The organism is Hypericibacter sp., assembly GCF_050729195.1.
In the GTDB taxonomy this organism is placed as follows: Bacteria; Pseudomonadota; Alphaproteobacteria; order Dongiales; family Dongiaceae; genus Hypericibacter.
The window spans coordinates 1-22,886 of sequence record NZ_JBOHKS010000217.1; the positions used below are offsets into that span (position 1 = coordinate 1).

The following is a 22,886-nucleotide window of genomic DNA, read 5'->3' on the forward strand; positions in this document are numbered from 1 at the left end:
TCCTTGCACCCCGTCGTGAAAAGGATCGTCCCCCGCGGTCTTGCGCTCGGCGCGCCCACGTCTCCTCAAAGACCCTCCGGAAAACTCGCATGCTGATGCTCCGGCGCATCATAGACGCGCACCAAGCCTGAGCGGCCGGCCAGCGCGTCGGCGATCCGGGTCCGCGTGCGCAGAGTCATCGGCTCGGGCAGTCGATCGGGCGCGAAGAATCCGATCGCCGAGATTTCGCCATCGGGCGCCCAGGGTTCGCTGCCGATCGAGCGGCCGATGAAGGCCAGCACGAGATCGTCGTCATAGATGCGCGAATAGGCGCCGACGAAACGCTCGACCTGGATGCGATGGCCGGTTTCCTCCCGCACTTCGCGATGCAAGGCCTCGAGCGGCGATTCCTTCGGCTCGACCCGTCCGCCGGGCTGCGTCCAGACGCGATCGGCATAGTTCTGGTGCACCAGCAGCAGATGGCCGGCCGCGTCCAGGATCGTGGCGAAGACGCCGATATTGGCCATGAGTAATGTTGCCTGGGATGAGAGGGAACCGGAGAGGAATCGATGCGCCTTGCCCCATGGGCCGGCGCTCCCTCATCATGCCGACGGCTCGCAATCCCGTCAAAGCCGGGCCGCATCAAATCGAAGGAGTGCCGCGTCCATGCAGCTTCAGCTCGCCACCTGGCCCGAGGTCGAATCCTATCTGACCCGCAGCCAGGGCATCATCATGCCGATCGGCTCGACCGAGCAGCATGGGCCCAACGGTCTCGTCGGCACCGATGCGATCTGCGCCGAGGAAGTGGCCAGGGGCGTGGGCGATCGCACGGGTGCCATGGTGGCGCCCACCATCTCGGTGGGTATGGCGCAGCATCATCTGGGCTTCCCGGGCTCGATGACCTTGCGGCCCTCGACGCTCATCGCCGTGGTGCGCGACATGGTGGAGTCCCTTTCCGTGCATGGCTTCCGGCGCTTCTTCTTCCTCAACGGCCATGGCGGCAATATCGCGACGCTGACCGCGGCCTTCTCCGAGATCTATGCCGGCGCCAGCCTGGCGCCGGCGAGCGGCACCGCCGCCAACATGCCGGCGATCCGCTGCCGCCTGAAGAACTGGTGGGAGGCGAAGCAGGTGGGCGCCTTGTCGCGTGAGCTCTATGGCCGCGCCGAGGGCAGCCATGCCACGCCTTCCGAGGTATCGATGACCTGGGCCGTTTATCCCGACGCCGCCAAGCCGATGACGCTCGACCCCGAGATCGCGCCCTCGGGCGATTTCGCCGACGCCGCCGATTATCGTCGGAAGTTTCCCGATGGCCGCATCGGCTCCAATCCAGGGCTTTCCTCGGTCGAAGCGGGCCAGCGCATCCTCGAAGCCGCGATCGTCGGCATGGCGGTCGAGTATGAAAGCTGGGTGAAGGACGCCTGAGGCCAGGGACCCCGCGCGGCTTTACCCGGACGGGACGATTGGGCAGAGTCGGCGCATCGACGGGCCCGATCGATCAATGAGCGCCCGACAAGAAGAACCGGGGGACGTCATGGCTGGCCGTTACGCCAAGATCTATCGCCGCTCGCTCGAGGATCCGGAAGGATTCTGGAGCGAGGCCGCGGCCGCGATCCATTGGGAGAAGCGCTGGGACAAGCTGCTCGATGAGAGCCGGCCGCCCTTCTATCGCTGGTTCACGGGCGGCGTCCTCAACACCTGCTACAACTGTCTCGACCGCCATGTCGCGGCGGGACGGGGCCAGCAGGCGGCGCTGATCTATGACAGCGCCATGACCGGCCAGAGCCGCAGCTTCACCTATGCGGAGCTGACCGATCTGGTGGCGCGCTTCGCGGGCGTGCTCGCGGGGCAGGGCGTCGTCAAGGGCGACCGCGTCATCCTCTATATGCCGATGGTGCCCGAAGCCGCGATCGCCATGCTGGCCTGTGCGCGTCTCGGTGCGATCCATTCGGTGGTGTTCGGTGGCTTCGCGCCCGCCGAGCTGGCGACGCGTCTCAACGATGCCAGACCCAAGATCGTGGTCTCGGCCTCCTGCGGGCTCGAGCCGGGGCGCGTGCTGCCCTACAAGCCGCTGCTCGATGCCGCGATCGATCTGGCCCAGTTCAAGCCCGAGCATTGCATCATCCTGCAGCGTCCGCAGGCCAGGGCCGAGATGAAGCCCGGCCGCGATCTCGATTGGGAGGAAGCGACGGCCACTGCCAAGCCCGCGGCCTGCGTGCCCGTGGCCGCGACCGATCCGCTCTATGTGCTCTACACCTCCGGCACCACCGGGCAGCCCAAGGGCGTCGTGCGCGACAATGGCGGCCATGCCGTCGCGCTCCAATGGAGCATGAAGAACATCTACGGCATCGAGCCCGGCGAGGTGTGGTGGGCGGCCTCGGATGTGGGCTGGGTGGTCGGCCATTCCTACATCGTCTATGCCCCGCTGCTGCAGGGCTGCACCACGGTGCTCTTCGAGGGCAAGCCGGTTGGCACGCCCGACGCCGGAACCTACTGGCGCGTGATCCAGCAGCACAAGATCTCGGCGCTCTTCACCGCGCCGACCGCCTTCCGCGCGATCAAGCGCGACGATCCCGACGCGAAGCTCCTGCGCAACTACGACATCCGCAGCTTCCGCACGCTGTTCCTCGCGGGCGAGCGCTCCGATCCGGCGACGCTCGAATGGGCCGAGACCCATCTCAAGGTGCCGGTGATCGATCATTGGTGGCAGACCGAGACGGGCTGGCCGATCGTGTCGAACTGCATGGGCATCGAGCCATTCCCGGTCAAGCATGGCTCCCCGACCAAGGCGGTGCCGGGCTGGGATGTGCGGGTGCTGGGTGCGGAAGGCGAGGAGGTCAAGCGCGGGGATATCGGTGCGCTGGTCTGCAAGCTGCCGTTGCCGCCGGGCACCTTCCCGACCCTGTGGAACGCAGAGCAGCGCTTCTTCGATGCTTACTTGCGGGCCTATCCCGGCTATTACAATACCGGCGATGCGGGCTTCATCGACGAGGAGGGCTATGTCTATGTGATGGCGCGCACCGACGACGTGATCAATGTCGCGGGCCACCGCCTCTCGACCGGCGCCATGGAGGAAGTGCTCTCCGCCCATCCGGATGTGGCGGAATGCGCCGTGATCGGCGCCCATGACGAGCTCAAGGGCCAGGTGCCGCTGGGGTTCCTGGTGCTGAAGGCCGGTGTCGCGCGCGACAATCGCGAGATCGTCAAGGAAGTGGTGGCGCTGGTGCGCGAGCGCATCGGACCGGTGGCGGCCTTCAAGACGGCGGCGGTGGTGAAGCGCCTGCCCAAGACGCGGTCGGGCAAGATCCTGCGCGCCACCATGCAGAAGATCGCCGACGGCGAGGAAGTCAAGACGCCGGCGACAATCGACGATCCGGCGATCCTGCCGGAGATCGGCGAGGCGCTACGCGGCGTCGGTTACGCGAAAGCGCAGGACTGAGCGCGCGCCGATGTCGAACCCGGCGATCAGGCCTGCATCCGCAGCCGGCTATCGCTTGCGGGCCGCGACAGCGGCGGATGGCGAAACCATCGCGGCGTTGCTCCATGAAGCCTTCGCGCCCTATGACGGTGAGCTGGCGCCGCGGCCGGGCGCTTTGTCGGAGACCGGCCCCGGCATTGCGGCCGCCCTCGTCGAAGGTGCGGGCAGCGTCGCCGAGGCGGAGGGGTTGCTGGTCGGCTCCGTGCTCTGGCATTCCGAGGGCGACAGCTTCTATCTCGGCCGGCTCGCGGTCAGACCGGGCTGGCAGCGCCGCGGCATCGCGCGCGCCCTGGTCGGCTCGGCGATGGCGGTGGCGCAAGCCGCGCGCGTCCGCCGGGTCACGCTCAATGTGCGCATCCGCCTGCCCGACAATATCGCGATGTTCGAAAGCCTGGGCTTCACGCGCAGCGAAGCCCGCGCCCATCCGGGCTTCGATCATCCGACCTATTACGTGATGGTGCGCTCGGTTGACTGAGCGGCAACGTTGCGCTCCAGCAGCAGGCAGACAGCGAGATAGCCCGTCAGTGCCGCTGCCGAGACGATCAGGATCGCGATCGGACCCCAGAGCTCCATCGCATGGCCGGCGATGACGGGACCGAGCGTGCTGCCGACGCCATAGAGCAGGCTGCTCAAGGTCGTTGCGGCGGCGAGCTCGGTGCCGCGGAAGCGGTCGCCCAGCATCGCGAAAGCGACGGTCCAGATGCCGCCGAGCCCGGCTCCCCAGAGGAACACCACCGGCCAGGCGAGCCAGCCCACGGGCATCGCCACCATCACCGCCAGCGTCAGCAGCAGCGTGACGATCACGGTCGCGATCAGCACCTTTCGCCGTTCGATCCGGTCGGCGAGCCAGCCGATCGGGAGATGGCCGATTGTCGTGCCGACGAAGAGTGTCGTCAGCAGCAGCACGGCGTTCTGCTGGCTGAAGCCGCTGCGCAGGCCATAGAGCGAGAGGAAGGAATCGTTGACGGCGTCGGAGACGGCAAGCGTGGGCGCGGCCAGCAGCGCGATGGCGGCCGCGGCAAACAAATGCCGAAAGCCCCGGCGCCTCTCATCCGCATGGGCCGCCGGAACGAGCTTGCGGGCGAAGAGCAAAGGCAGCGCCGCGACCAGGACCAGCGCGATGCCGCAGAGAAAGGGCGCCCAGCCCTCGATGCCGGCCAGCGTGATGATGATCGGGCCGATGGCGAAGCCCGAGGACCAGAGGAAGCCCAGCACGCCGCCGACAAGGCCGCGGCTTTCATCGATGGCGGTCTGCTGGATCCAGGTCTGGCAGGCGATGAAGAGCAGCGAGACGCTGGCGCCGAGGAGAAAGCGGATCGGCATCCAGCCATAGGGATCGATATGGAGCGGCAGCAGCGCCAGCAGCAGCGCTGCCGCGAGGATGGCGCCGGACGCGGTGCGCAACACGCCGAACCTGGCGACGAGGCGCGGGGCCAGCGGCGCCACGGCGAAGATCGAGAGCGACTGGCTGGCGGCGCTCAAACCGATGAGGCCGCTGCTGAAGCCCCGGCTGTCGAGGATGAGCGAGAGGAGGGGCCAGGTCAGACCCATGGTGGTCCCGACCGCCGAGATGCAGACGATCGCGATCAGCAGGCTGAGGCGCCGCTGCGCCGCGCTCAGGCTCGCGCTTCCCGTCAATTCCCATTCCCCCATGCACGCGCGATCGAGCGCGCCGCGACGTTAGAACGGGCCGCGAAACGGGGCAAACTTTGAGGAGGCGGTGTTATTGCCGCGGCGCCAATGCCGCATGGGGCACTCCCCTCCCTAACCCTCCCCCTCAAGGGGGGAGGGGATAAGAATCAAGCGGGAGGGGATGGCGTTCCGTCGAACAGAGATCGCGATCGAAGCTTTGAAGGAGAGCGAAGCGATCACATCGACTCAGGGAGTTAGGGGAGGGATGCGACAAACTCAGCGTCAGAAAGCTTGCGCTAACTTCCCGACGAGCCGCCGGACTTCTGCATGAAGGCGGCGATGTCGAAGCCGCCGAGCATCGAGCGGTCCTTGGCCTCAGTCGTAGGCTCGGCCGGTGTCTCCGGGACGGGAGCCGGCGGCGTGTCGCCTTCGGGCGGCTTGCCGAGCGCTTTGCGCGCGCGGGCGACGGCGGCGTTCAGGTCGGTCTGGGTGCAGAGACCCAGCAGCACCGGATCTCGCGGCTTCAGGTTCGAGGAGTTCCAGTGGGTACGGTCGCGCACGGCCGCGATCGTGCTCTTGGTGGTGCCGATCAGGCGCGCGATCGCCGCATCGCCCAGCTCCGGGTGATGGCGGACCAGCCAGGCCACCGCATCCGGCTTGTCCTGGCGCTTGGACACCGGCGTGTAGCGCGGGCCCTTGGTGCGCGGCAGCGGCTGCGGGATGTTCTGGCGCAGCAGCTTCAGATGCAGCGTGGGATCCTTCTGCGCTCGCTCGATCTCGTCCATCGTGACCTGGCCGTTGGCGACGGGATCGAGGCCGACGATTCCAATCGCGACCTCGCCATCCGCGATGCCCTGGACCTCGAGCGGGTGCAGGCTGCAGAACTCGGCGATCTGCTCGAAGCTCAGCGTGGTGTTCTCCACCAGCCATACGGCGGTTGCCTTGGGCATCAGCAGACGGGCCATTTCATCTCTCCTCGAAATCCAACGGGGGCGGGCAAGGCATATCGGGTGCGGCTCAAGGGGCGCCGCCTTCCGCGGGGAACACCCGGGAAGACGGCCGCGAGCCGGCTTGATTTATATGGGATCGCGGCGCCGGCCGCCCAAGCGGTCCGGACCGGGCGGGAATAGCATTTGAGGCCCGCCGCCGCCACAGGAAATTGCGGCGGCCCCTTCAGACCCGAAAGATTACAGAAAACCCTGACAGTCCAATCGGATAGACCCCTGGCCCAGGGTTCTCGCGGCGCTTCAGACCGTCAGCACGATCTTGCCGATATGGGCGCTGGATTCCATGAGCCGGTGCGCTGCCGCGGCCTCGACCAAGGGGAAGGTCTTGTAGAGGATCGGCAGGACACGGCCGGCCTCGATCAGCGGCCAGACCCGGTCCTTCAGCGCGTTGGCGATGGCGCCCTTCTCGGCGACCGAGCGCGGCCGGAGCGTCGAGCCGGTCAGGGTCTGGCGCTTCATCATGATCTGGCCCAGATCCAGCTCGACCTTGTTGCCGCGCAGGAAGGCGATCTGGATGATGCGGCCCTCGAGGGCGAGGCATTTCAGGTTCCGCGGGAAATAATCGCCGCCGACCATGTCGAGGATGACATTGACGCCCTTGCCCCCGGTCAGCTCCATCGCCGCCGCGACGAAATCCTCGCTCCGGTAATCGACGGCGCGTTCGGCCCCCAGGGAGCGGCAGGCCGCGACCTTGTCGGCGCCGCCCGCCGTCGCGATCACGCGCGAGCCCAGCTGGGAGGCGAGCTGGATCGCGGTGGTGCCGATGCCGCTGCTGCCGCCATGGACGAGGAACACCTCGCCGGGCTTGAGGGCGCCACGCTCGAACACGTTGGTCCAGACGGTGAAGAAGGTCTCCGGGATCGCCGCCGCCTGGATCAGGTCCAGCCCGCGCGGGACCGGCAGGCATTGCGGCGCCGGCACGGCGCAATATTCGGCGTAGCCGCCGCCCGCGACCAGCGCGCAGAGCTTGTCGCCGACCTTCCAGGGGCCGGCCTGGCCGCCGCTCGCCACCACCTCGCCCGCGATCTCGAGCCCGGGGATGTCGGTGGCACCGGGCGGCGGCGCGTAATTGCCCTGGCGCTGCAGCACGTCGGGCCGGTTCACGCCGGCGCCGGCAACCTTGATTAACAATTCGCCCACGCCCGGCTTCGGCATCGGCCGGCGCTGCGGCACCAGGGCCTCGGGCCCGCCCGGCGTCGGAATGGCAATGGCGGTCATCTCGGCGGGCAGCGCGACGGTCATGAGAGGCCTCGGAATGGCTGGCGGGGCAGCTTGCATCCGCGGGGGGCAACCCCTGCGGGGCTTCTGCGTCAGGCGGTGGGTCGATTAGAGTGTCGTCATCTACACTGGCGCCGGAAACGAGCGCAAGCCGCCCCGCGGAGGACGCGATGGATCCCGAAGAGCTGGAACCCCGCAAGGCAGCCCCGAAGCTGCGCGATCTCGAACCGCTCTCGGTCGCCGAACTCGAAGGTTATATCGAGGAGCTCAAGGGTGAGATCCGCCGCGTCGAGGCCAAGATCGCCGCGAAGCGCAGCCATCTCGGGGCCGCGGCGGCCTTCTTCAAGCCGTCCTGAGCGCGCCCGAAGCCGCAGCCCCGCAACAGCAAGAATTGACCAATGCGCGGGCTCTTCGGAATTAATTCATTGATATCAAATGATTTATTTTTGATCGGAACGTTAACGAATCATCAAGGACTCTCGGCAATGATTGACCTTAGACAGGTTCGTTCAGCGAGCCTCTCTCTTGGGTCCTTCGGATCCATGTTTGCGCCTCCCTGTCTGACTTGAGCCGCCCGGCATTGCTCGGCGGCTCTTTTTTGTGCCGGCTCGGCGCCGCTCTATCGAAATATATTCTCCCCCCGCGACGCAGCCTTCGCTTGCGCGTCGCTGCCGCGATATCGCGGCGGCGACTGTTGCGTTCCTGCATCCTGTGGCCGGAAAAACACCACAACCCGAGTGGCGGCGTAGGATACTTCATGAAGCCGCGCCGTCGATCGTTCGACTTCCAACAAATGTCAATGAACCGTTGCCCGCATCGCGGGTGATTCAAACGGATCCTTGCAAGTCAACCACAATCTCGGCTTGACGATGCGGCCTTCTGCCACCTAACGTTCCCCGCGCTGAAGCAAGTTAGACAGGTTGAGGCTCAGATAAAAAAATAGGCCGCCGGTCCGGAGACGGATCGAGCGGCCTTCTTCTTTCTGGCGCGCAGTTTCGCTGTCCTGGTTGCGCCATTTCGCGAAATTTTCCCCGATTGTCGGCCTAGAACCCAGCGCCATGCATCTCTCGCGCTTGCCGTTGCGCCGCGTCTATGGTGAGAAGGCGCGAAGGCTCGTGATCTCTCGCGAGCGCTCTTCCTCGAAAGCATCGATGCCATGGCCGATCCGAAATCGCTCAAGTTCGACAGCCTCAGCCTGCATGCGGGCCAGCGACCCGATCCCGTCACGGGCGCCCGCGCCGTGCCGATCTATCAGACGACCTCCTATGTGTTCGAGAATGTCGATCACGCGGCGTCGCTGTTCAATCTGGAGCAGACCGGCCACATCTATTCGCGCATCTCCAATCCGACGGTGGCCGTGCTCGAGGAGCGCATCGCGGCGCTCGAGGGTGGCGTGGGCGCGGTCGCGACCGCGAGCGGTCATGCGGCCTTCGTGATGGCGATCACGACGCTCATGGGCTCGGGCGGGCACATCGTCGCTTCGGCCTCGCTCTATGGCGGCAGCGTCAATCTCCTGAAGCTCACCTTGCCGCGCTTCGGTATCGAGACGACCTTCGTGAAGCCGCGCGACATCGACGGCTTCCGCGCCGCGATCCGGCCCGAGACACGGCTCGTCTTCGGCGAGACCATCGGCAATCCCGGCCTCGAGCTGCTCGATCTCGAGAAGGTTGCCGACATCGCCCATGAAGCGGGCCTGCCGTTCCTGATCGATTCCACCTTCTCGACGCCCTATCTCAACCGTCCGTTCGAGCATGGCGTCGATCTGCTGCTCCATTCGGCGACGAAATGGCTGGGCGGCCATGGCCTCGCGATCGGCGGCCTTCTGGTCGACAGCGGCAAGTTCGATTGGGAGACGTCGGGCAAGTTCCCGACCCTGACCGAACCCTATGCCGGCTATCACGGCGTCGATTTCGCCGAGGAGTTCGGGCCGGCGGCCTTCATCCTGCGCGCGCGGCTCGAAGGCCTGCGCGATTTCGGCGCCTGCATGAGCCCTGCCAACGCATTTTATATCCTGCAGGGGATCGAGACCCTGCCGCTGCGGATGGCGCGCCATGTCTCGAACGCCGAGAAGGTGGTGGCGGCGCTGAAAGCCAATCCGGCGGTCGCCTGGATCAATTATCCAGGGCTGCCCGATCACCCCGATCACGCGCTCGCCATGCGGCTTTTCCCGAAAGGGGCCGGCTCGATGGTCAGCTTCGGCGTCAAGGGCGGGCGCGAGGCCGGCCGGCGCTTCATCGAGGCGCTCAGCCTCGCCTCGCATCTCGCCAATGTCGGCGACGCCAAGACGCTGATCCTGCATCCGGCCTCGACCACCCATCGTCAGATGGATGCGGAAGCGCTGGCGAAGGCCGGGGTGGGCGAGGACATGATCCGGCTCTCGGTCGGGCTCGAGGATCCGGAGGACATCGTGGCCGACATCGCCCAGGCGCTTCGCGTCTCGCAGAAGGGCTGAGGCAGGAACCATGGCAATCCAGTTCAAGGTGGCGGGCCGCAAGGTCGAGGCTTCGACCGGCGGTTATGAGTTCGATCCCGCGAAGCCGGGCCTGATCCTCATCCATGGCGCCGGCATGGATCACAGCGTCTGGAGCACGATCGCGCGCTATTTCGCCAATCACGGCCGCGCCGTGCTGGTGCCCGATCTCCCGGGCCATGGCGGCAGCGAAGGCCCGCCGCTCGCCTCCATTCCGGCCATGGCCGATTGGGTGCTGGCGCTGGCGGACGAAGCCAAGCTCACCCCGCTGGCGCTGGCCGGTCACAGCATGGGCGCGCTGATCGCGCTCGAGGCCGCCGGCAAGGCGCCGGAGCGGGTCGCGACGCTGGCGCTCCTGGGGGCCGCGGCCCGTATGCCCGTCCATCCCGATCTGCTCACGGCCGCGCGCGCCGACGATCATCGCGCCATCGACATGATCGTCTCCTGGGCGCATGGCCCGATCGGCAGCATCGGTGGCCAACGCGCCCCGGGCCTCTGGACCTTGGGCGGCGGCGTGCGCGTGCTGGAGCGCGGGCCCAAGGGCGCCCTCGCCAACGACCTCGCCGCCTGCGACGCCTATCAAGGTGCGGTTACGGCGGCGAGCAAAGTGCGCTGCCCGACCTTGCTGGTGCTGGGCTCGGACGACCGCATGACGCCGATCAAGGCCGCGATCCCGTTGAAAGAGGCGATGCCCCAAGCGAAGCAGATCGTGCTGCCCGAGACCGGGCACATGATGATCACCGAACGCGCGAACGAGACGATCGCGGCGCTGAAGACGGTGATCGGGTAGAAGCGGAGTCGCGCTTTACCCCTCTTCGTCATGCCGGCCCCCGTGTCGCGCCGTAGGCACGCACGAGGACAGGCTACGGCCGGGATCCATAAACACGGGACCGTGCCTGATTTTGCTCGATGGGTGTGCATGGACCCCCCGGCCTCCACCGGGGTGACGAATGAGTGCGGATCGGCATCGCGTTCATTCCATCGCGAAGATAAAGAGTCGCTGCGCGCTCGTGCGCGGCTCCGTTTTCGGCGCACAAAAAAAGAGCCGGACGATCGCTCGTCCGGCTCTCCTTCATTTCAGCGCTGCTGCGAGCGCTGCATTCTCGATCGAGACGAGCGTTAGGCCGCCTGGTTCTCGAGCACGGTCGCCGACTTCGGCGCGACGGTCTCGATCTTGACGGTGCGGGGCTTCTTCGCCTCCGGCACTTCCTTCACGAGCTCGACATGGAGCAGGCCGTTCACGAGGCTGGCGCCGGAGACGCGGATATGTTCCGCGAGCTCGAACCGCCGCTCGAAGGCCCGGCCGGCGATGCCGTGATGGAGGAACTTCTTGTCCTCTTCCGTCTTCGCCAGCTTGCCGGTCACGACCAGGCTGTTGTCCTGGGCCGTGATGGCGATGTCGCTCTCGCTGAAGCCCGCCACCGCCATGGTGATGCGGTAGGCGTTCTCACCGGTCTTCTCGATGTTGTAGGGCGGATAGCTGCCCTGGCTCTCGTCGGCACGCAGCGCCGATTCGAGCAAACGGGTTACGCTGTCGAAGCCGACAGTGGAACGATAGAGCGGGGAAAAATCGAAGGTACGCATGGCCATATTCTCCTTTGAGCCATATGGGTTCCGATCCCGACGATCACTCTGATGAGTCGATCCTCGGCCGTTACGGTCGTCTGCCGGGCCCGACCATCGGCGCCCGACGGATAGCGATATGGGGAGGAAAATGACCCCCGCAAGGGGGCGGAAACCCTTGAAAAGCCGCTCTTTCGGCGAGTCGGGGCCGCCGCTTTCGGCTTGCATGGCGGACCAAAGAGTTTCTTAATTCCGGCGGGGCAGGCTGGCGGTTTGCCAGCGGAGCGGGGCGAAAAGACCCCTCTCGGCGCCCCTCCTCGGGGACCAGCAGATTCGCTCGACGGAAGATCAGGAAGAACGCCTTCGATGACGAACAGCCCGACCCCGGTCGCCTTCTTCGACCGCACCTATGACGAAGCGATGGTCCTCATCCGCGAGGCCCGCGAGTATTTCGCCGAGCGCCAGCGCCAGCCGGCGAGCCCGAGCCGTGCCGCGGTGGAGCTGGTCACGAGCTGCGAATCCATGCGCCTCACCGCACGCCTGACCCAGATCATCGCCTGGCTCCTGGTGCAGAAGGCGGTCCATGCCGGCGAGCTCAGCCGCGACGATGCGACCAAGCCCGAACATCGGCTGGGCGGGCGCAGCGTCTGCGAGATCGAGGGGCCCTGGAGCGAACTGGGGTTGCCGCAGCGGCTGCAGACGTTGCTGGAGCGCAGCCTCAGCCTCTATCACCGCATCGGGCGGCTCGACGATCTCGCCGCCGACATGGCGCGGGCACCGGCGATCCCGGCCGCGCGCCACTAGCTCTCGAAGCCAAGCCCCCCAAAAGCAACGGGGCGCCCTCTCGTGAGAGGGGCGCCCCGGAAATCCGTTCCCGGATCGTCGGCGATCAGCTGTTCTTCAGGCCGATGCCGGAGAAGCGCTTCTTGAACTTCGCGAGCTGGCCGCCGCTGTCCATCAGGCGATGGATGCCGGTCCAGGCCGGGTGCGACTTCGGGTCGATGTCGAGGCGCAGCGTGTCGCCGGGCTTGCCGTAGGTCGACCGGGTCTTGTAGGCGGTCCCATCGGTCATCACGATGTTGATCTCGTGATAATCGGGATGAATGTCTTTCTTCATGATCCTGGCGCTCCGTCGCGAGAGGGGAGGCTTATAGGCCAAGCCCCGGGCGGAACGCAACAGTTCTGCGAGAAAGCCGCCCTGCGGCCAAAAAACCCATGATCCTTCAGGGGCTTGGCTCACGGCCCCGTGACCGGACGCCGCCTTGCCAAGGCCGCCCGGTAAGCCTAATCAGGAGCGCCCGGAACCTTGCCATGATGCCCGGGCGAATGGCCCCGGGAGCCCCCATGCCGCCGATGGACGAGACCAGTTTCGAGCGCGCCGCCGAGAAGACGCTTCAGCAATTGATGGCGGCGCTGGAGGAGGCCCTGGGCGACGAGGCCGAGGTCGATCTCGAAGGCGGCATTTTGACGGTCGAACTCGAGGCCGGGGGTACCTATCTCCTCAACATGCATCGTCCCAACCGGCAGATCTGGCTGTCCTCGCCCAAGAGCGGCGCCTGGCATTTCGATGCCGATCCGGCAGCCCCAGGGCATTGGATCTCGACCCGGGGCGGCGGGCGGCTGCATGACCTGCTCGGGCGCGAGCTCGGCCATGATCTGGCCCCGGGCTGAGATGCGGGCAGCGAACCGGGCGGCATCATGAGTTTCCAGAACAACGCCAGCACCCGCGCGCGCAATGCGGGTCGCCCCGGCAGCCGCAAGCTGGGGACGCTCTGGCAGCTCGCCCGCTTTCTCAAGCCCTACAAGCTGCAGCTCGCGGCCGCGTCGGTGGCGCTGACCGTCGGCGCGCTCACGGTGCTGGGGTTGGGGCAGGGCTTGCGCGGCCTGATCGACAGCGGCTTCGGCACCGGCAACACGGCGCTCCTCGACCAGGCGGTGGTGCTGATGCTGGGCGTGACGGCGCTGCTCGCGGTCGCGACTTATGCGCGCTATTCGCTGGTCTCCTGGGTCGGCGAGCGCGTGGTGGCCGATATCCGCCGCGCGGTGTTCGACCATGTGGTGACCCTGAGCCCGACCTTTTTCGAGACCACGCGCGCGGGCGAGGTGCTGTCGCGGCTCACCACCGACACCACGCTGCTGCAGGTGGTGGTCGGGTCGTCGGTTTCGGTCGCGCTGCGCAACGGGCTCATGTTCCTTGGCGGCGCTGCGATGCTGGCGGTGACCAGCGCCAAGCTGACGGGGCTGGTCTTCCTGGTCGTGCCGCTGGTGATCCTGCCCATCGTTGTGTTCGGGCGCATGGTGCGAAAGCGCTCGCGCGCGACGCAGGACCAGATCGCCGCGATCAGCGCCGAAGCGAACGAGGTGCTGCAGGAGATCCGGATCGTCCAGGCCTTCAATCACGAGGCGGAGGATCGCAAGCGCTTCGGTGGCCATGTCGAGGCCACCTTCCAGACGGCGCTCACCTATATCCGGGCGCGCGCCTGGCTGACGGCACTCGTCATCTTCCTCGTCTTCGGCGCCATCAGCATCATCCTCTGGATCGGCGGCCATGACGTGCTGGCGGGGCGCATCAGCGCCGGCCAGCTCTCGGCCTTCGTGTTCTATGCCGTGGTGGTGGCGGGCTCGGTCGGCTCGATCAGCGAGGTCTATGGCGACCTGCAGCGCGCGGCCGGCGCCATGGAGCGGCTCTCCGAGCTGCTCCAGGCCGAATCCGAGATCCGCGCGCCCGCGAATCCGGTGCCGCTGCCCGAGCCCGCGCGCGGCACCGTCGCGTTCGAGAATCTGCGCTTCTTCTATTCCAGCCGGCCCGATCGCCCGGCGCTCGACGGCGTGACCTTCACCGTCGAGAAGGGCGAGACCGTGGCATTGGTCGGGCCCTCGGGCGCCGGCAAGACGACCCTGTTCCAGCTGCTGCTGCGCTTCTACGACCCGCAGGAGGGCACCATCCGCCTCGATGGCGTCGATCTGCGCGCGGCCGATCCGGCCGCGGTGCGGGCGCGCCTCGGGCTGGTGCCGCAGGAGGCGGTGATCTTCTCCGGCTCGATGCGCGAGAACATCCGCTATGGCCGGCCCACGGCGAGCGACGCCGAGGTCGAGGCGGCGGCCGAAGCGGCCTATGTGCTGGAGTTCGCGCGCCAGCTGCCGCAGGGGCTCGACACCGAGCTCGGCGAACGCGGCGTGCGGCTCTCCGGCGGCCAGCGCCAGCGCGTCGCCATCGCCCGCGCGATCCTGCGCGACCCGGCCGTGCTGCTGCTCGACGAGGCCACCAGCGCGCTCGACGCCGAAAGCGAACGGCGCGTGCAGGACGCGCTCGAGAAGCTCATGACGCGACGCACCACGCTCGTGATCGCGCATCGCCTTGCCACCGTGCTCAAGGCCGACCGCATCGTGGTGCTGGACCAGGGCCGCGTCGTCGCCACCGGCAGCCATGCCGACTTGATGCGCATGGACGGGCTTTATAAGCGATTGGCGACGCTGCAGTTCGACCAGCCCCTGGCGGTCGCGGCTGCGCAAGCGGCGCAGGGGTAGCGCAAGACAGCGCGGCCCCCTCCCGCAAGGGGGAGGGGGCGTGGTTAGCGTAGATCGCGATCGAAGCTTTAAAGTAGAGCGAAGCGATCACATCGACTTACGTCCGCTCCTACCGCTGATCGAGCTTGAGCTCGATCCGGCGGTTGCGGGCCAGCGCTTCCTCGCTGTCGCTCGCGTCGAGCGGCTGGAACTCGCCATAGCCGGCGGCGACCAGGCGTTCGGGCGGGACGCCCTGCGTGATCATGAACTTCACCACGGCGATGGCGCGCGCGGTCGAGAGTTCCCAATTCGAGGCGAATTGCGGATTGCTGATCGGGCGCCGGTCGGTATGGCCGTCGACGCGCAAGACCCAGTTGATGTCGGTCGGGATCTTCGAGGTGATGTCGAGGAGCGTCGCCGCGAATTTGGCGAGCTGCTCGCGTCCCGGATCGCCCAGCTCGGCCGAGCCGCTGTCGAACAGCACTTCCGACTGGAACACGAAGCGGTCGCCGACGATGCGCACGTCGGGCCGGTCGCCCAGCACCTCGCGCAGTTTGCCGAAGAACTCGGAGCGGTAGCGCGCCAGCTCCTCGACCTTGCCGGCCAGCGCTACATTGAGCTTCTTGCCGAGATCGGCGATCTGGATGTTCTGCTGCTGGGCGTTGGCTTCCGAGACGTCGAGCGCCACCGCGAGGCGCGCCAGCTGCTGGCGCAGGGCGGTCAGCTGCCGGTTCATGATCTCGATTTCGCGCTGCTGGTCGTCGGTCAGCTTCTGCGCGTCGGAGAGCTGCTGCTGGCTCTGGGCCTGGCCTTCGTCGAGCTTCTTCATCAGGTCGTCGCGCAGGCTCTGCAGCGCCGCGATGTCACCGAGCAGGGCTTCGATCTTCTGCTTGTCGGCCCCGATCGCCTTGTAGGCGTCCGCCAGCTTCTCGTCGGCTTGCGCGCCACCGTTCTTGAGGGCGTCGCGCTCGCCGATGACGGAGGCCAGCTGCTGCGCCAACTGGTCGCGGTCCTGGACCGAGGTCTGCAACTGCGTCGAGATCTCGGCGAGGTTGAGGCGCAGATCGGCCGCGGTTTGCCTCTCCATCGATAGAAGGTCGGAGAGCTGGGACAGCTGCTGGCTCATCTGCTCGATCGCCTTGTTGCGACCGGAGAGCGCGTCCGACAGGAAGAACTGCGCGATGACGAAGACCATCAGCACGAAGATGACGACCATCAGCAGCGTGCTGAGGACGTCCACATAGGCCGGCCAGGGCTCGAAGGGTCGCCTTTGGCTGCGGGCAAGGGCCATCGCGCGGCTACTGGCCCTGCTCGGCGAGCGCCGCGATGGTGCGGGCGAGCAGCTTGATCTCGCTGCGGATCTCGCCGACCGCCGAGGTCCTGCCCTTCGAGACCTCCTCGATCAGCCGACCCATATGATGGTCGAGATTGCGCAGGTAAGTGCGGCTCTGATCGTCGATGCCGAAGGAGCCGCGCTTCAGATTTTCGGACAGCGCCGCCAGCACCGGCCCCAGCGAGGACTGGTTCTCGGCGATCTTGATCATGAGCTGCTGCTCGGTGCGCATCTGGTCGGCGAGCAGCGCCAGCCGGTCGGCCAGCGTCTTGGTCACGCTGTTGTTCTGCTGGCGCGCCTCTTCCGACTGGCCGAGCAGGCGCTGGAAATTGTCGAGGCCCTCGGCGGTCTGTTCCAGCAGGGCCTGGATATAGGCCGGCACCGGCTGCTCGCCATCGGCGAGAGGACCGCCGGTCGAGAGCCGAGTCTGGCCCGAAAGCCAGTCCTCGAGCTCGTTGAAGAAGCGGTTCTGCGCCTGGCCCGCCTGCAGCTCGAGGAAGCCCAGCAGCAGCGAGCCGGCGAGGCCGAACATCGAGGCGCTGAAGGCGGTGCCCATGCCGGAGAGCGGCGCCTGGAGATTGGTTTTGAGCTGGTTGAACAGCACGCCGACATCGGCGCCGGGATTGACGCTGATGGCGGTGATGGCCTCGGCCACGGCGCGGATGGTGCCGAGCAGGCCCCAGAAGGTGCCGAGCAATCCCAGGAACACCAGCAGCCCGATCATGTAGCGCGAGATGTCGTGCGATTCCGACAGGCGCGACTGGATGCCGTCGAGCAGCGAGCGCAGGCCTTGCGCGTTCAGCCGAAGGCGGCCCTGGCGGTCGCCGATCATGGCGGCCATCGGCGCCAGGAGGCGCGGCTGGACCGAGGCGGTCACGACATTGCCGCGCTTATAGAGCTCGATCCATTCGATCTCGCGATAGAGCGCGATCACCTGCCAGAAGATGAAGCCGATACCGACCAGCAGCACCAGGAGGATGCCGCTGTTGAGGCCGGGATTGTAGGAGAAGGCGCGCGCGAGCGGTCCCGCCAGCAGGATCGCGACCACGGCGACCGCGAACACGCTGAAGGCCATCAGGAGGAGATATCGCCGGGGTGGGGTCATGCGTGGCCTCTACACCTCGAGCTCAGAGGGGATCAATGACCGGCCTTGCGGGCCGATCGCGACAGACGAGGCTCGACACCGGACCCCAGCCTCATGGCGTCAGGGTCACGATATCGACGCGATCCGCGGGATCGCCCTCGACCTTGTTGCCGAGCGCGCGCACATCCATGCGCGTGCTGCGCACGCCCTTGTCGATGAGATAGGCGCGCACCGCGAGCGCCCGCGACAGCGAGATGCGCCGCGCGCGGCTGGCCGTGTCCTCGCTGCCGCTGGCATAGGCCATGAGCTGCAGACGCAGCGCCTGGTTCTGGTCGAGCTTCTGGGCGATGCCGTCGAGCTGTTGCGCCGCCTCCGGCGCCAACTCGGCCGAGCCCTCGACGAACAGGATCGCGGTCTTGTCTGGCGCGGGCGCCGCGGCCGGCTGATCGCCGGTGGCGGGCGCGGTCTGCGAGCTGGCGCTCGCGGGTGCCGTCGTCTCGGCCGGGGCAGCCGGGGCCGCGGCCGGTGCGGTTTCAGTGGTCTGGTTCTGCGCCACGGCCGAGGGCGTCGCCGTGGCCATGGGCTCGGCGCCGGTGGCGGCCGTGGCCGCGCCGGCGCCCACTGTCGCGGCGGCGGTGCTTGCTGTCGTGGTGGTGGCTGTGGCGGTCTCGGTCGCAGCCGCTGTTTCAGTTGCCGTGGCGGCGGCCGCCGTTTCCGTGGCGGTGGTCTCGGCCGCCGTCACCGTCTTGGTGGCGTTGTTGCTGGCGGCCGTCGTCGTGGTCGTGGCCGTCTCGACTGCCGGTGCCGCCGGCGTCGTGGCGCTGGGCGTCGTGGCGCTGGGCGTCGGCTCGGGCAGATTGGTCGAGACCGCGGCGCCATTGTCCTTGCTGGTGCCGGCGGGGACAATTGAAGCCGTCGCCGCGGGTGTCGGCGGCGCCTGCTCGGCAACGGTCTCGGGCATCACGGGCTTGGGCACGGGCGCCGGTGGCGGCTGGGGTGCCGGCGGCGGCGTCGGAACAACGACAACCTTGGTCTCGGGCTGCGCCGGCTTGAGGGCCGGTGCCGGCATGGTCGGTGCCGGCTTGGGCGGCGGTGGCGGCGTCACCGACGACGCCATGCTGGCGGGCGCGGGCGCGGACCCATCGACGACCGAGGGCGACGGCTTGTAGGGCACGGTCAGGCGGCTGACAGGCATGGTGCTCGGCGGCGGCAGCAGCGCGCCGCCATTGGGATTGACGCTCTGCACCGGCATCACCGGCTGAGCCTGCGGCGCGCCATAGGGTTGAAGCGCCGTGCCGTAGCCAGCGGGCGGGTTGGTGACGACGGCGGGCGCCGGGTTGCTCATATTCTGCGGCGGGGGCGGCGGCGTGCCGACCTGGTCGAGCGCGCCATAGTCGACGATGACGTTGGTGCCGCTGCCATATTGCTGCGCCTGGACCGGCAGGGTCGCGCACAGCGCCATGGCGGCGATTCCGCCCGCGAGCCAGATCCGGCGCATGGTGCCGCGCTCAGCCAAAGCAGAATCGATCATCAGTTCGCGCCGAGTTCCGAGCATAAGCCGCCTGCTGTTATTCCCCCTGGAGTTTCAAGAATATAGCCAAGGGACTTCGGGCGAACAACGGGTATGCCCGGTGTTCGCGGCGATCGCGTCGAGCCGTTCGGGCGATCCTGTGAAGGAAATACGGCCGAAATGAGGGTTTGGGCCTGACGCGAATCGTCCTGTCATCAAAATCGCATAGACGCCGCGGACATATTTCGACGACCGGCCCCGGACAAGGGGGACCGCGGCCCTCAAGGCTGGGCGCGGGGGCGCTTCCAGGGTTCGCTCGACGTCAGCAGGCGCTGGATCGTGCCGTGGAGCTGGTCGTTGGCGGCCAGCACGCTGCCCGAGTCGAGCATGTTCTCGCCGCCGCCGATCTCCGTCACATAGCCGCCGGCCTCGCGCACCAGCAGGATCCCCGCCGCCATGTCCCAGGGCTGCAGGCCGCTCTCCCAGAAACCCTCATAGCGGCCGGAAGCCACATAGGCCAGGTCGAGGGCCGCGGCACCAAAACGCCGCACGCCGGCGACCTTGGGCATGACCGCGCTCAGCTCCGCGGCAAAAGCCGAATGATCGCCATGTTCCTGGAAGGGAATGCCGGTGGCGAGCAGCGCTTCGCCCAGATTGCGGCGCGACGAGACCCGGATGCGCCGTCCGTTGAGATAGGCGCCGATGCCGCGCTCGGCCCAGTAGAGATCGTCCCGGATCGGATCGAGGATCACGCCCGCCACCACCTCGCCCGCGCGCTCGAGCGCGATCGAGATGCAGAAATGCGGCAGGCCATGGAGGAAATTGGTGGTGCCGTCGAGCGGATCGACGATCCAGCGATGCTGCCCGTCGGTGCCGGGCGTGACGCCGCTTTCCTCCATCAGGAGGCCGTAGGTCGGCCGCGCCTTGACCAGTTCCTCGCGCACGGCGCGCTCGGCCTTGATGTCGGCGGTGGAGACGAAGTCGCTGGGGCCCTTGGGCGAGACCTGGAGCTGCTCGACCTCGCCGAAGTCGCGCTTGAGGCCGCGCGCCGCGCGGTCGGCCGCCTTGATCATGACGTTGATGATGGGCGAGCGCGTTGCCATTCGCCGTGGCTCCCGAAAACTTTGCGCGAGCCCGAGGCGCGCGGAATTAGGCGCTGAGACTCAGTCCTTGGCGCGTTCGACGTAGGAGGAATCGGTGGTGTTGACCACGACGCGCGTGCCGGCGCCGATATGCGGCGGCACCAGGATGCGCACGCCGTTCTCGAGCTTGGCCGGCTTGTAGGAAGAAGAGGCGGTCTGGCCCTTCACCACCGGGTCGGCCTCGGTGATGGTCATGATCACGGTGCCCGGCAGGGTGACGCTCAAAGGCGCGCCCTCATAGCTCTGGATCGAGACCGTCATGTTCTCCTGCAGATAGACATGAGTCTCGCCGACGGCTTCCTCGTTCAGCGTGATCTGCTCGAAGGTCTCGCTGTCCATGAAGGTGTACTCGTCCCCGTCCTGGAACAGGTACTGGTAGTCCTTCTCCTCGAGCTGGACCTTCTCGACCACGTCGCCCGAGCCGAAGCGCTCATTGACCTTGGTGCCGTCGCGGATGTCGCGCAGCTCGGCCTGCAGGTAGGAACGCCAGTTGCCCATCTGCACGATGTTGATCTTGGCGACGCGCCACAGGCGGCCGTTATGCTCGATCACGTTGCCGCCACGAATCTCGTTGCCCTTGAGCTTCATCGTCTGTCGCCCGCTCGCGTTCTTAGAAAGGATGTCTGGGGGGTCAAAATAAGGCGCGGACCCTACCAAACTCGGCCGCTCCGAGTAAATGGCCAGGGTAAGCGCGCAATTGCCGCGCCCAGAGCCGCCTCAAACCCCGCGTTAACCGCCCAGATGGCGGTTTTGGGCGGGCTTTTCAAGGCTGAGGGCGGATCGCCTGGGCGATGGCCTCGAACACGGCGTCGGGCAGGGGCGAGGTCCAGGCCTCGGCCGCCGGCATGACGAACTCGGCCCCGGCCGCGGCGAGGGCGCCGGCCTGGTCGGGATCCGTCACGCCCTCGGCGACGCAGGGGACCGTCATCAGGGCCGCCCACCAGCCAGCGCCCTCGAGCAAGATCTCGGGCTCGCCGGCGAAGCTCACATAGTCGGCCTCGGCCTCGCCCGCGATCATCGCATCATGGCGCGAGAGGGCGCAGCCGACGCCGAGGATCCGGTCGGGCCCGAGCTGTTGGCGCAGCGCTTCGAGCCGGGGCGGCAATTGCGAGAGATGGACGCCGTCGATCCCGGCGGGTCCCACCAGCTCGACCCGGTCTTCGACCAAGAGGGCGATGCCGCGCGGCTGGACCTTCGCCGCGATGCGCTTGAGCAGGCCCCGCGCAGCGCCATCATCGAGCCCGGCGACCGAGAGGCGCAGGCAGGCGATGTCGATCGCGCGCGCCAGCGTCTTGTCGAGCGCCGCCTCGAAAGCGGCGAGCCCACCGGCGTCATTCAGCGCCGGCGGGCTCGGAAGATAGAGCCGGCAGAAGGCCGGCGAGGGGCCGCTCGCGGACAGGGGCTTACTCTTCGCCCCGATAGATGCGGATGATCTGGTCCAGCATCTCGAGCGCTTCCTCGCGCGGGCGCTGGAAGGTGTTGCGGCCGATGATCGAGCCGGTGGCGCCGCCGTCGCGAAGGCCGCGCACTTCCTCGAGGATGCCGTTCAGATCCTTGGCCGCGCCGCCGGAGAAGACGACGATGCGCCGCCCGTTGAAGCAGGACTGCACCACATGGGCGATGCGCTGCGCCAGGGTGCCGACCGGGATCTTCTCCTTCTCATAGACCTTCTTGGCCTCGGCCTGCTCGAGATGCGCCGTCGGCGGCTTCACCTTGATGATATGGGCGCCGAGCAGCGCCGCCATATGCGCGGCATAAGCCGTGATATCGATCGCCGTCTCGCCTTCCTTGGACAGGCCCGAGCCGCGCGGGTAGGACCAGATCACGACGGCGAGGCCGACCGACTTCGCCTCTTCGGCCAGCTCGCGAATCTCCTCCATCATCTCGAACGCATAATCCGAGCCCGGATAGATGGTGAAACCGACTGCCGAGCAGCCGAGCCGGAGTGCATCGCCGACCGAGCCCGTGATGGCCTGGTCCTTGGCAGAGGCGAGGCTGTTCGAGCTGTTCATTTTCAGGATGGTCGGGATCTGGCCGGCGAAGCTGTCGGCGCCGGCCTCGATCATGCCGAGCGGGGCGGCATAGGCCGAGAGGCCCGCATCGAGCGCCAGCTGGAAGTGATAATGCGGATCGTAGGCCGCGGGGTTGGGCGCGAAGCTGCGCGCGGGCCCATGCTCGAAGCCCTGGTCGACCGGCAGGATCACCAGCCGGCCGGTGCCGCCGAGGCGGCCCTGCATCAGGATGCGGGCGAGGTTGGCCTTGGTCCCCGGATTGTCGCTCTCATAGTTGGAGAGGATCTTGCGGACCTTGGGGGTCATCTTCATCGAGGGCAGCTCCCGGTGATTGGGGGTCGAGGCGGAATGAATGTCAGGGAATCGGCTCAAAATCGGGGAAAGACAGGGCTTTCGCGGGGCTGGTCATAGCCGAGCGAGGGCGTTTTTTCAATCCGCGCCCAACCAATGACGCAGCGCGTCGGCCGGGCTGCGCTGGCGTGCCAATTCCAGGGCCGGCGGCCGTTTGGTGAGGAGGACCGCACCGTAAGCGGCGGCGATATCGGCGAGTTTCGTCGCGATCCGCGCCGGGCCGGTGAAGAGAATGGCATCGGTGCCGTCGCGCAGCGCCGCCTGGGCGAGATCGGGCCGGTCGGCGCAATCGAGCAGCGTGCGGCATTTGGCACCGGGGACGGCCTTGGCGGCCTCGCGCGCCACCGCGACCAGCCAACCCGGCCCCAGCCACAATGCGCCCGCTTCGGGGCTCAATAATGTCACCGGGCGCTTCATCGCATGGGCAACCTCGAACGCCGCGATCGCATCCTCGAGATGGCGAACGAGGATGGCGGGCGGGAGCGAAGCGGCGCGGCGGGCCTTGGACATCGAAGGCCATGATAGCAGCGCTTCATGCGGCGCAACGCACCTTGATGGGCGCGCGAGGGCCCGCGTTCAAACTTCTGTCATCGCATTGCG

23 protein-coding genes are annotated in these 22,886 nt (G+C 67.3%); 9 read left to right on the plus strand and 14 right to left on the minus strand.

Annotation, left to right across the window (positions count from 1 at the left end; translation table 11 throughout):
* Nucleotides 1-65: 65 nt before the first annotated feature.
* Nucleotides 66-506, minus strand: a complete 441-nt coding sequence (locus tag ACREE8_RS17170) for an NUDIX domain-containing protein (protein ID WP_431574227.1) — start codon at nucleotides 504-506, stop codon at nucleotides 66-68.
* A 139-nt stretch (nucleotides 507-645) separates the two neighbouring features.
* Here ACREE8_RS17170 and ACREE8_RS17175 point away from each other — a divergent pair, with 139 nt between their 5' ends.
* From ACREE8_RS17175 to ACREE8_RS17185, 3 genes are all read left to right on the plus strand, one after another.
* Entirely contained in the window at nucleotides 646-1,404 is a 759-nt protein-coding gene (locus ACREE8_RS17175) for a creatininase family protein (RefSeq protein WP_431574228.1), read from the plus strand.
* Nucleotides 1,405-1,513: 109 nt separating this feature from the next.
* Nucleotides 1,514-3,418: a propionyl-CoA synthetase gene (locus tag ACREE8_RS17180; protein WP_431574229.1), complete on the plus strand. Its 1,905-nt coding sequence runs from the start codon at nucleotides 1,514-1,516 to the stop codon at nucleotides 3,416-3,418.
* 10 nt (nucleotides 3,419-3,428) lie between these two features.
* Complete coding sequence (locus ACREE8_RS17185; protein ID WP_431574230.1) at nucleotides 3,429-3,932, plus strand: GNAT family N-acetyltransferase; 504 nt, start codon at nucleotides 3,429-3,431, stop codon at nucleotides 3,930-3,932.
* Here the strand turns inward: ACREE8_RS17185 and ACREE8_RS17190 are convergent.
* The 3 genes from ACREE8_RS17190 to ACREE8_RS17200 form a co-directional block, all read right to left on the minus strand.
* Complete coding sequence (locus ACREE8_RS17190) at nucleotides 3,905-5,095, minus strand: MFS transporter (RefSeq protein WP_431574231.1); 1,191 nt, start codon at nucleotides 5,093-5,095, stop codon at nucleotides 3,905-3,907. The genes ACREE8_RS17185 and ACREE8_RS17190 overlap by 28 nt on opposite strands.
* 290 nt (nucleotides 5,096-5,385) lie before the next feature.
* On the minus strand, nucleotides 5,386-6,054 hold the full coding sequence (locus tag ACREE8_RS17195; protein ID WP_431574232.1) for a DUF1013 domain-containing protein: 669 nt from the start codon (nucleotides 6,052-6,054) through the stop codon (nucleotides 5,386-5,388).
* Nucleotides 6,055-6,336: 282 nt separating this feature from the next.
* Entirely contained in the window at nucleotides 6,337-7,338 is a 1,002-nt protein-coding gene (locus ACREE8_RS17200; protein WP_431574233.1) for an NAD(P)H-quinone oxidoreductase, read from the minus strand.
* A gap of 146 nt (nucleotides 7,339-7,484) precedes the next feature.
* Between ACREE8_RS17200 and ACREE8_RS17205 the strand changes: the two genes are divergently transcribed.
* The 3 genes from ACREE8_RS17205 to ACREE8_RS17215 all read left to right on the plus strand — a co-directional run bounded on the left by ACREE8_RS17205 (nucleotide 7,485) and on the right by ACREE8_RS17215 (nucleotide 10,574).
* Nucleotides 7,485-7,670, plus strand: a complete 186-nt coding sequence (locus tag ACREE8_RS17205) for a DUF1192 domain-containing protein (RefSeq protein ID WP_431574234.1) — start codon at nucleotides 7,485-7,487, stop codon at nucleotides 7,668-7,670.
* Nucleotides 7,671-8,470: 800 nt separating this feature from the next.
* A complete protein-coding gene (locus ACREE8_RS17210) occupies nucleotides 8,471-9,766 on the plus strand; it encodes an O-acetylhomoserine aminocarboxypropyltransferase (RefSeq protein WP_431574235.1) in 1,296 nt (431 codons plus the stop codon).
* Between the two features lie 10 nt (nucleotides 9,767-9,776).
* A complete protein-coding gene (locus ACREE8_RS17215) occupies nucleotides 9,777-10,574 on the plus strand; it encodes an alpha/beta fold hydrolase (protein WP_431574236.1) in 798 nt (265 codons plus the stop codon).
* 329 nt (nucleotides 10,575-10,903) lie between these two features.
* Here ACREE8_RS17215 and ACREE8_RS17220 read toward each other — a convergent pair whose 3' ends face one another.
* A complete protein-coding gene (locus ACREE8_RS17220) occupies nucleotides 10,904-11,368 on the minus strand; it encodes an Hsp20 family protein (protein WP_431574237.1) in 465 nt (154 codons plus the stop codon).
* Between the two features lie 345 nt (nucleotides 11,369-11,713).
* On the opposite strand from ACREE8_RS17220, the gene ACREE8_RS17225 reads away from it, so the two are divergent.
* Nucleotides 11,714-12,151 (plus strand): DUF1465 family protein, encoded by a 438-nt coding sequence (locus tag ACREE8_RS17225; protein ID WP_431574238.1) that lies wholly within the window; start codon nucleotides 11,714-11,716, stop codon nucleotides 12,149-12,151.
* A gap of 85 nt (nucleotides 12,152-12,236) precedes the next feature.
* On the opposite strand, the gene rpmE is transcribed toward ACREE8_RS17225, so the two are convergent.
* On the minus strand, nucleotides 12,237-12,464 hold the full coding sequence (gene rpmE, locus ACREE8_RS17230) for a 50S ribosomal protein L31 (protein WP_431574239.1): 228 nt from the start codon (nucleotides 12,462-12,464) through the stop codon (nucleotides 12,237-12,239).
* A gap of 236 nt (nucleotides 12,465-12,700) precedes the next feature.
* Between rpmE and cyaY the strand changes: the two genes are divergently transcribed.
* Nucleotides 12,701-13,018: an iron donor protein CyaY gene (gene cyaY, locus ACREE8_RS17235; RefSeq protein ID WP_431574240.1), complete on the plus strand. Its 318-nt coding sequence runs from the start codon at nucleotides 12,701-12,703 to the stop codon at nucleotides 13,016-13,018.
* 27 nt (nucleotides 13,019-13,045) lie between these two features.
* Nucleotides 13,046-14,875, plus strand: a complete 1,830-nt coding sequence (locus ACREE8_RS17240) for an ABC transporter transmembrane domain-containing protein (protein WP_431574241.1) — start codon at nucleotides 13,046-13,048, stop codon at nucleotides 14,873-14,875.
* A 109-nt stretch (nucleotides 14,876-14,984) separates the two neighbouring features.
* On the opposite strand, the gene ACREE8_RS17245 is transcribed toward ACREE8_RS17240, so the two are convergent.
* The 8 genes from ACREE8_RS17245 to ACREE8_RS17280 form a co-directional block, all read right to left on the minus strand.
* A complete protein-coding gene (locus ACREE8_RS17245; protein ID WP_431574242.1) occupies nucleotides 14,985-16,145 on the minus strand; it encodes a peptidoglycan -binding protein in 1,161 nt (386 codons plus the stop codon).
* A 7-nt stretch (nucleotides 16,146-16,152) separates the two neighbouring features.
* On the minus strand, nucleotides 16,153-17,292 hold the full coding sequence (locus ACREE8_RS17250; protein WP_431574243.1) for a flagellar motor protein MotA: 1,140 nt from the start codon (nucleotides 17,290-17,292) through the stop codon (nucleotides 16,153-16,155).
* Nucleotides 17,293-17,383: 91 nt separating this feature from the next.
* Nucleotides 17,384-18,802, minus strand: coding sequence for an OmpA family protein (locus ACREE8_RS17255; RefSeq protein WP_431574244.1), 1,419 nt, complete (start codon nucleotides 18,800-18,802; stop codon nucleotides 17,384-17,386).
* A 260-nt stretch (nucleotides 18,803-19,062) separates the two neighbouring features.
* Nucleotides 19,063-19,884, minus strand: a complete 822-nt coding sequence (locus tag ACREE8_RS17260; RefSeq protein WP_431574245.1) for an inositol monophosphatase family protein — start codon at nucleotides 19,882-19,884, stop codon at nucleotides 19,063-19,065.
* Nucleotides 19,885-19,944: 60 nt separating this feature from the next.
* Complete coding sequence (gene efp, locus ACREE8_RS17265) at nucleotides 19,945-20,511, minus strand: elongation factor P (protein WP_431574246.1); 567 nt, start codon at nucleotides 20,509-20,511, stop codon at nucleotides 19,945-19,947.
* Nucleotides 20,512-20,686: 175 nt separating this feature from the next.
* Complete coding sequence (locus ACREE8_RS17270) at nucleotides 20,687-21,343, minus strand: thiamine phosphate synthase (protein WP_431574255.1); 657 nt, start codon at nucleotides 21,341-21,343, stop codon at nucleotides 20,687-20,689.
* Nucleotides 21,327-22,247: a class I fructose-bisphosphate aldolase gene (locus ACREE8_RS17275; RefSeq protein ID WP_431574247.1), complete on the minus strand. Its 921-nt coding sequence runs from the start codon at nucleotides 22,245-22,247 to the stop codon at nucleotides 21,327-21,329. Before ACREE8_RS17275 ends, ACREE8_RS17270 begins: the two co-directional genes overlap by 17 nt.
* Nucleotides 22,248-22,364: 117 nt before the next feature.
* Entirely contained in the window at nucleotides 22,365-22,796 is a 432-nt protein-coding gene (locus ACREE8_RS17280; protein WP_431574248.1) for a hypothetical protein, read from the minus strand.
* Nucleotides 22,797-22,886: the final 90 nt, after the last annotated feature.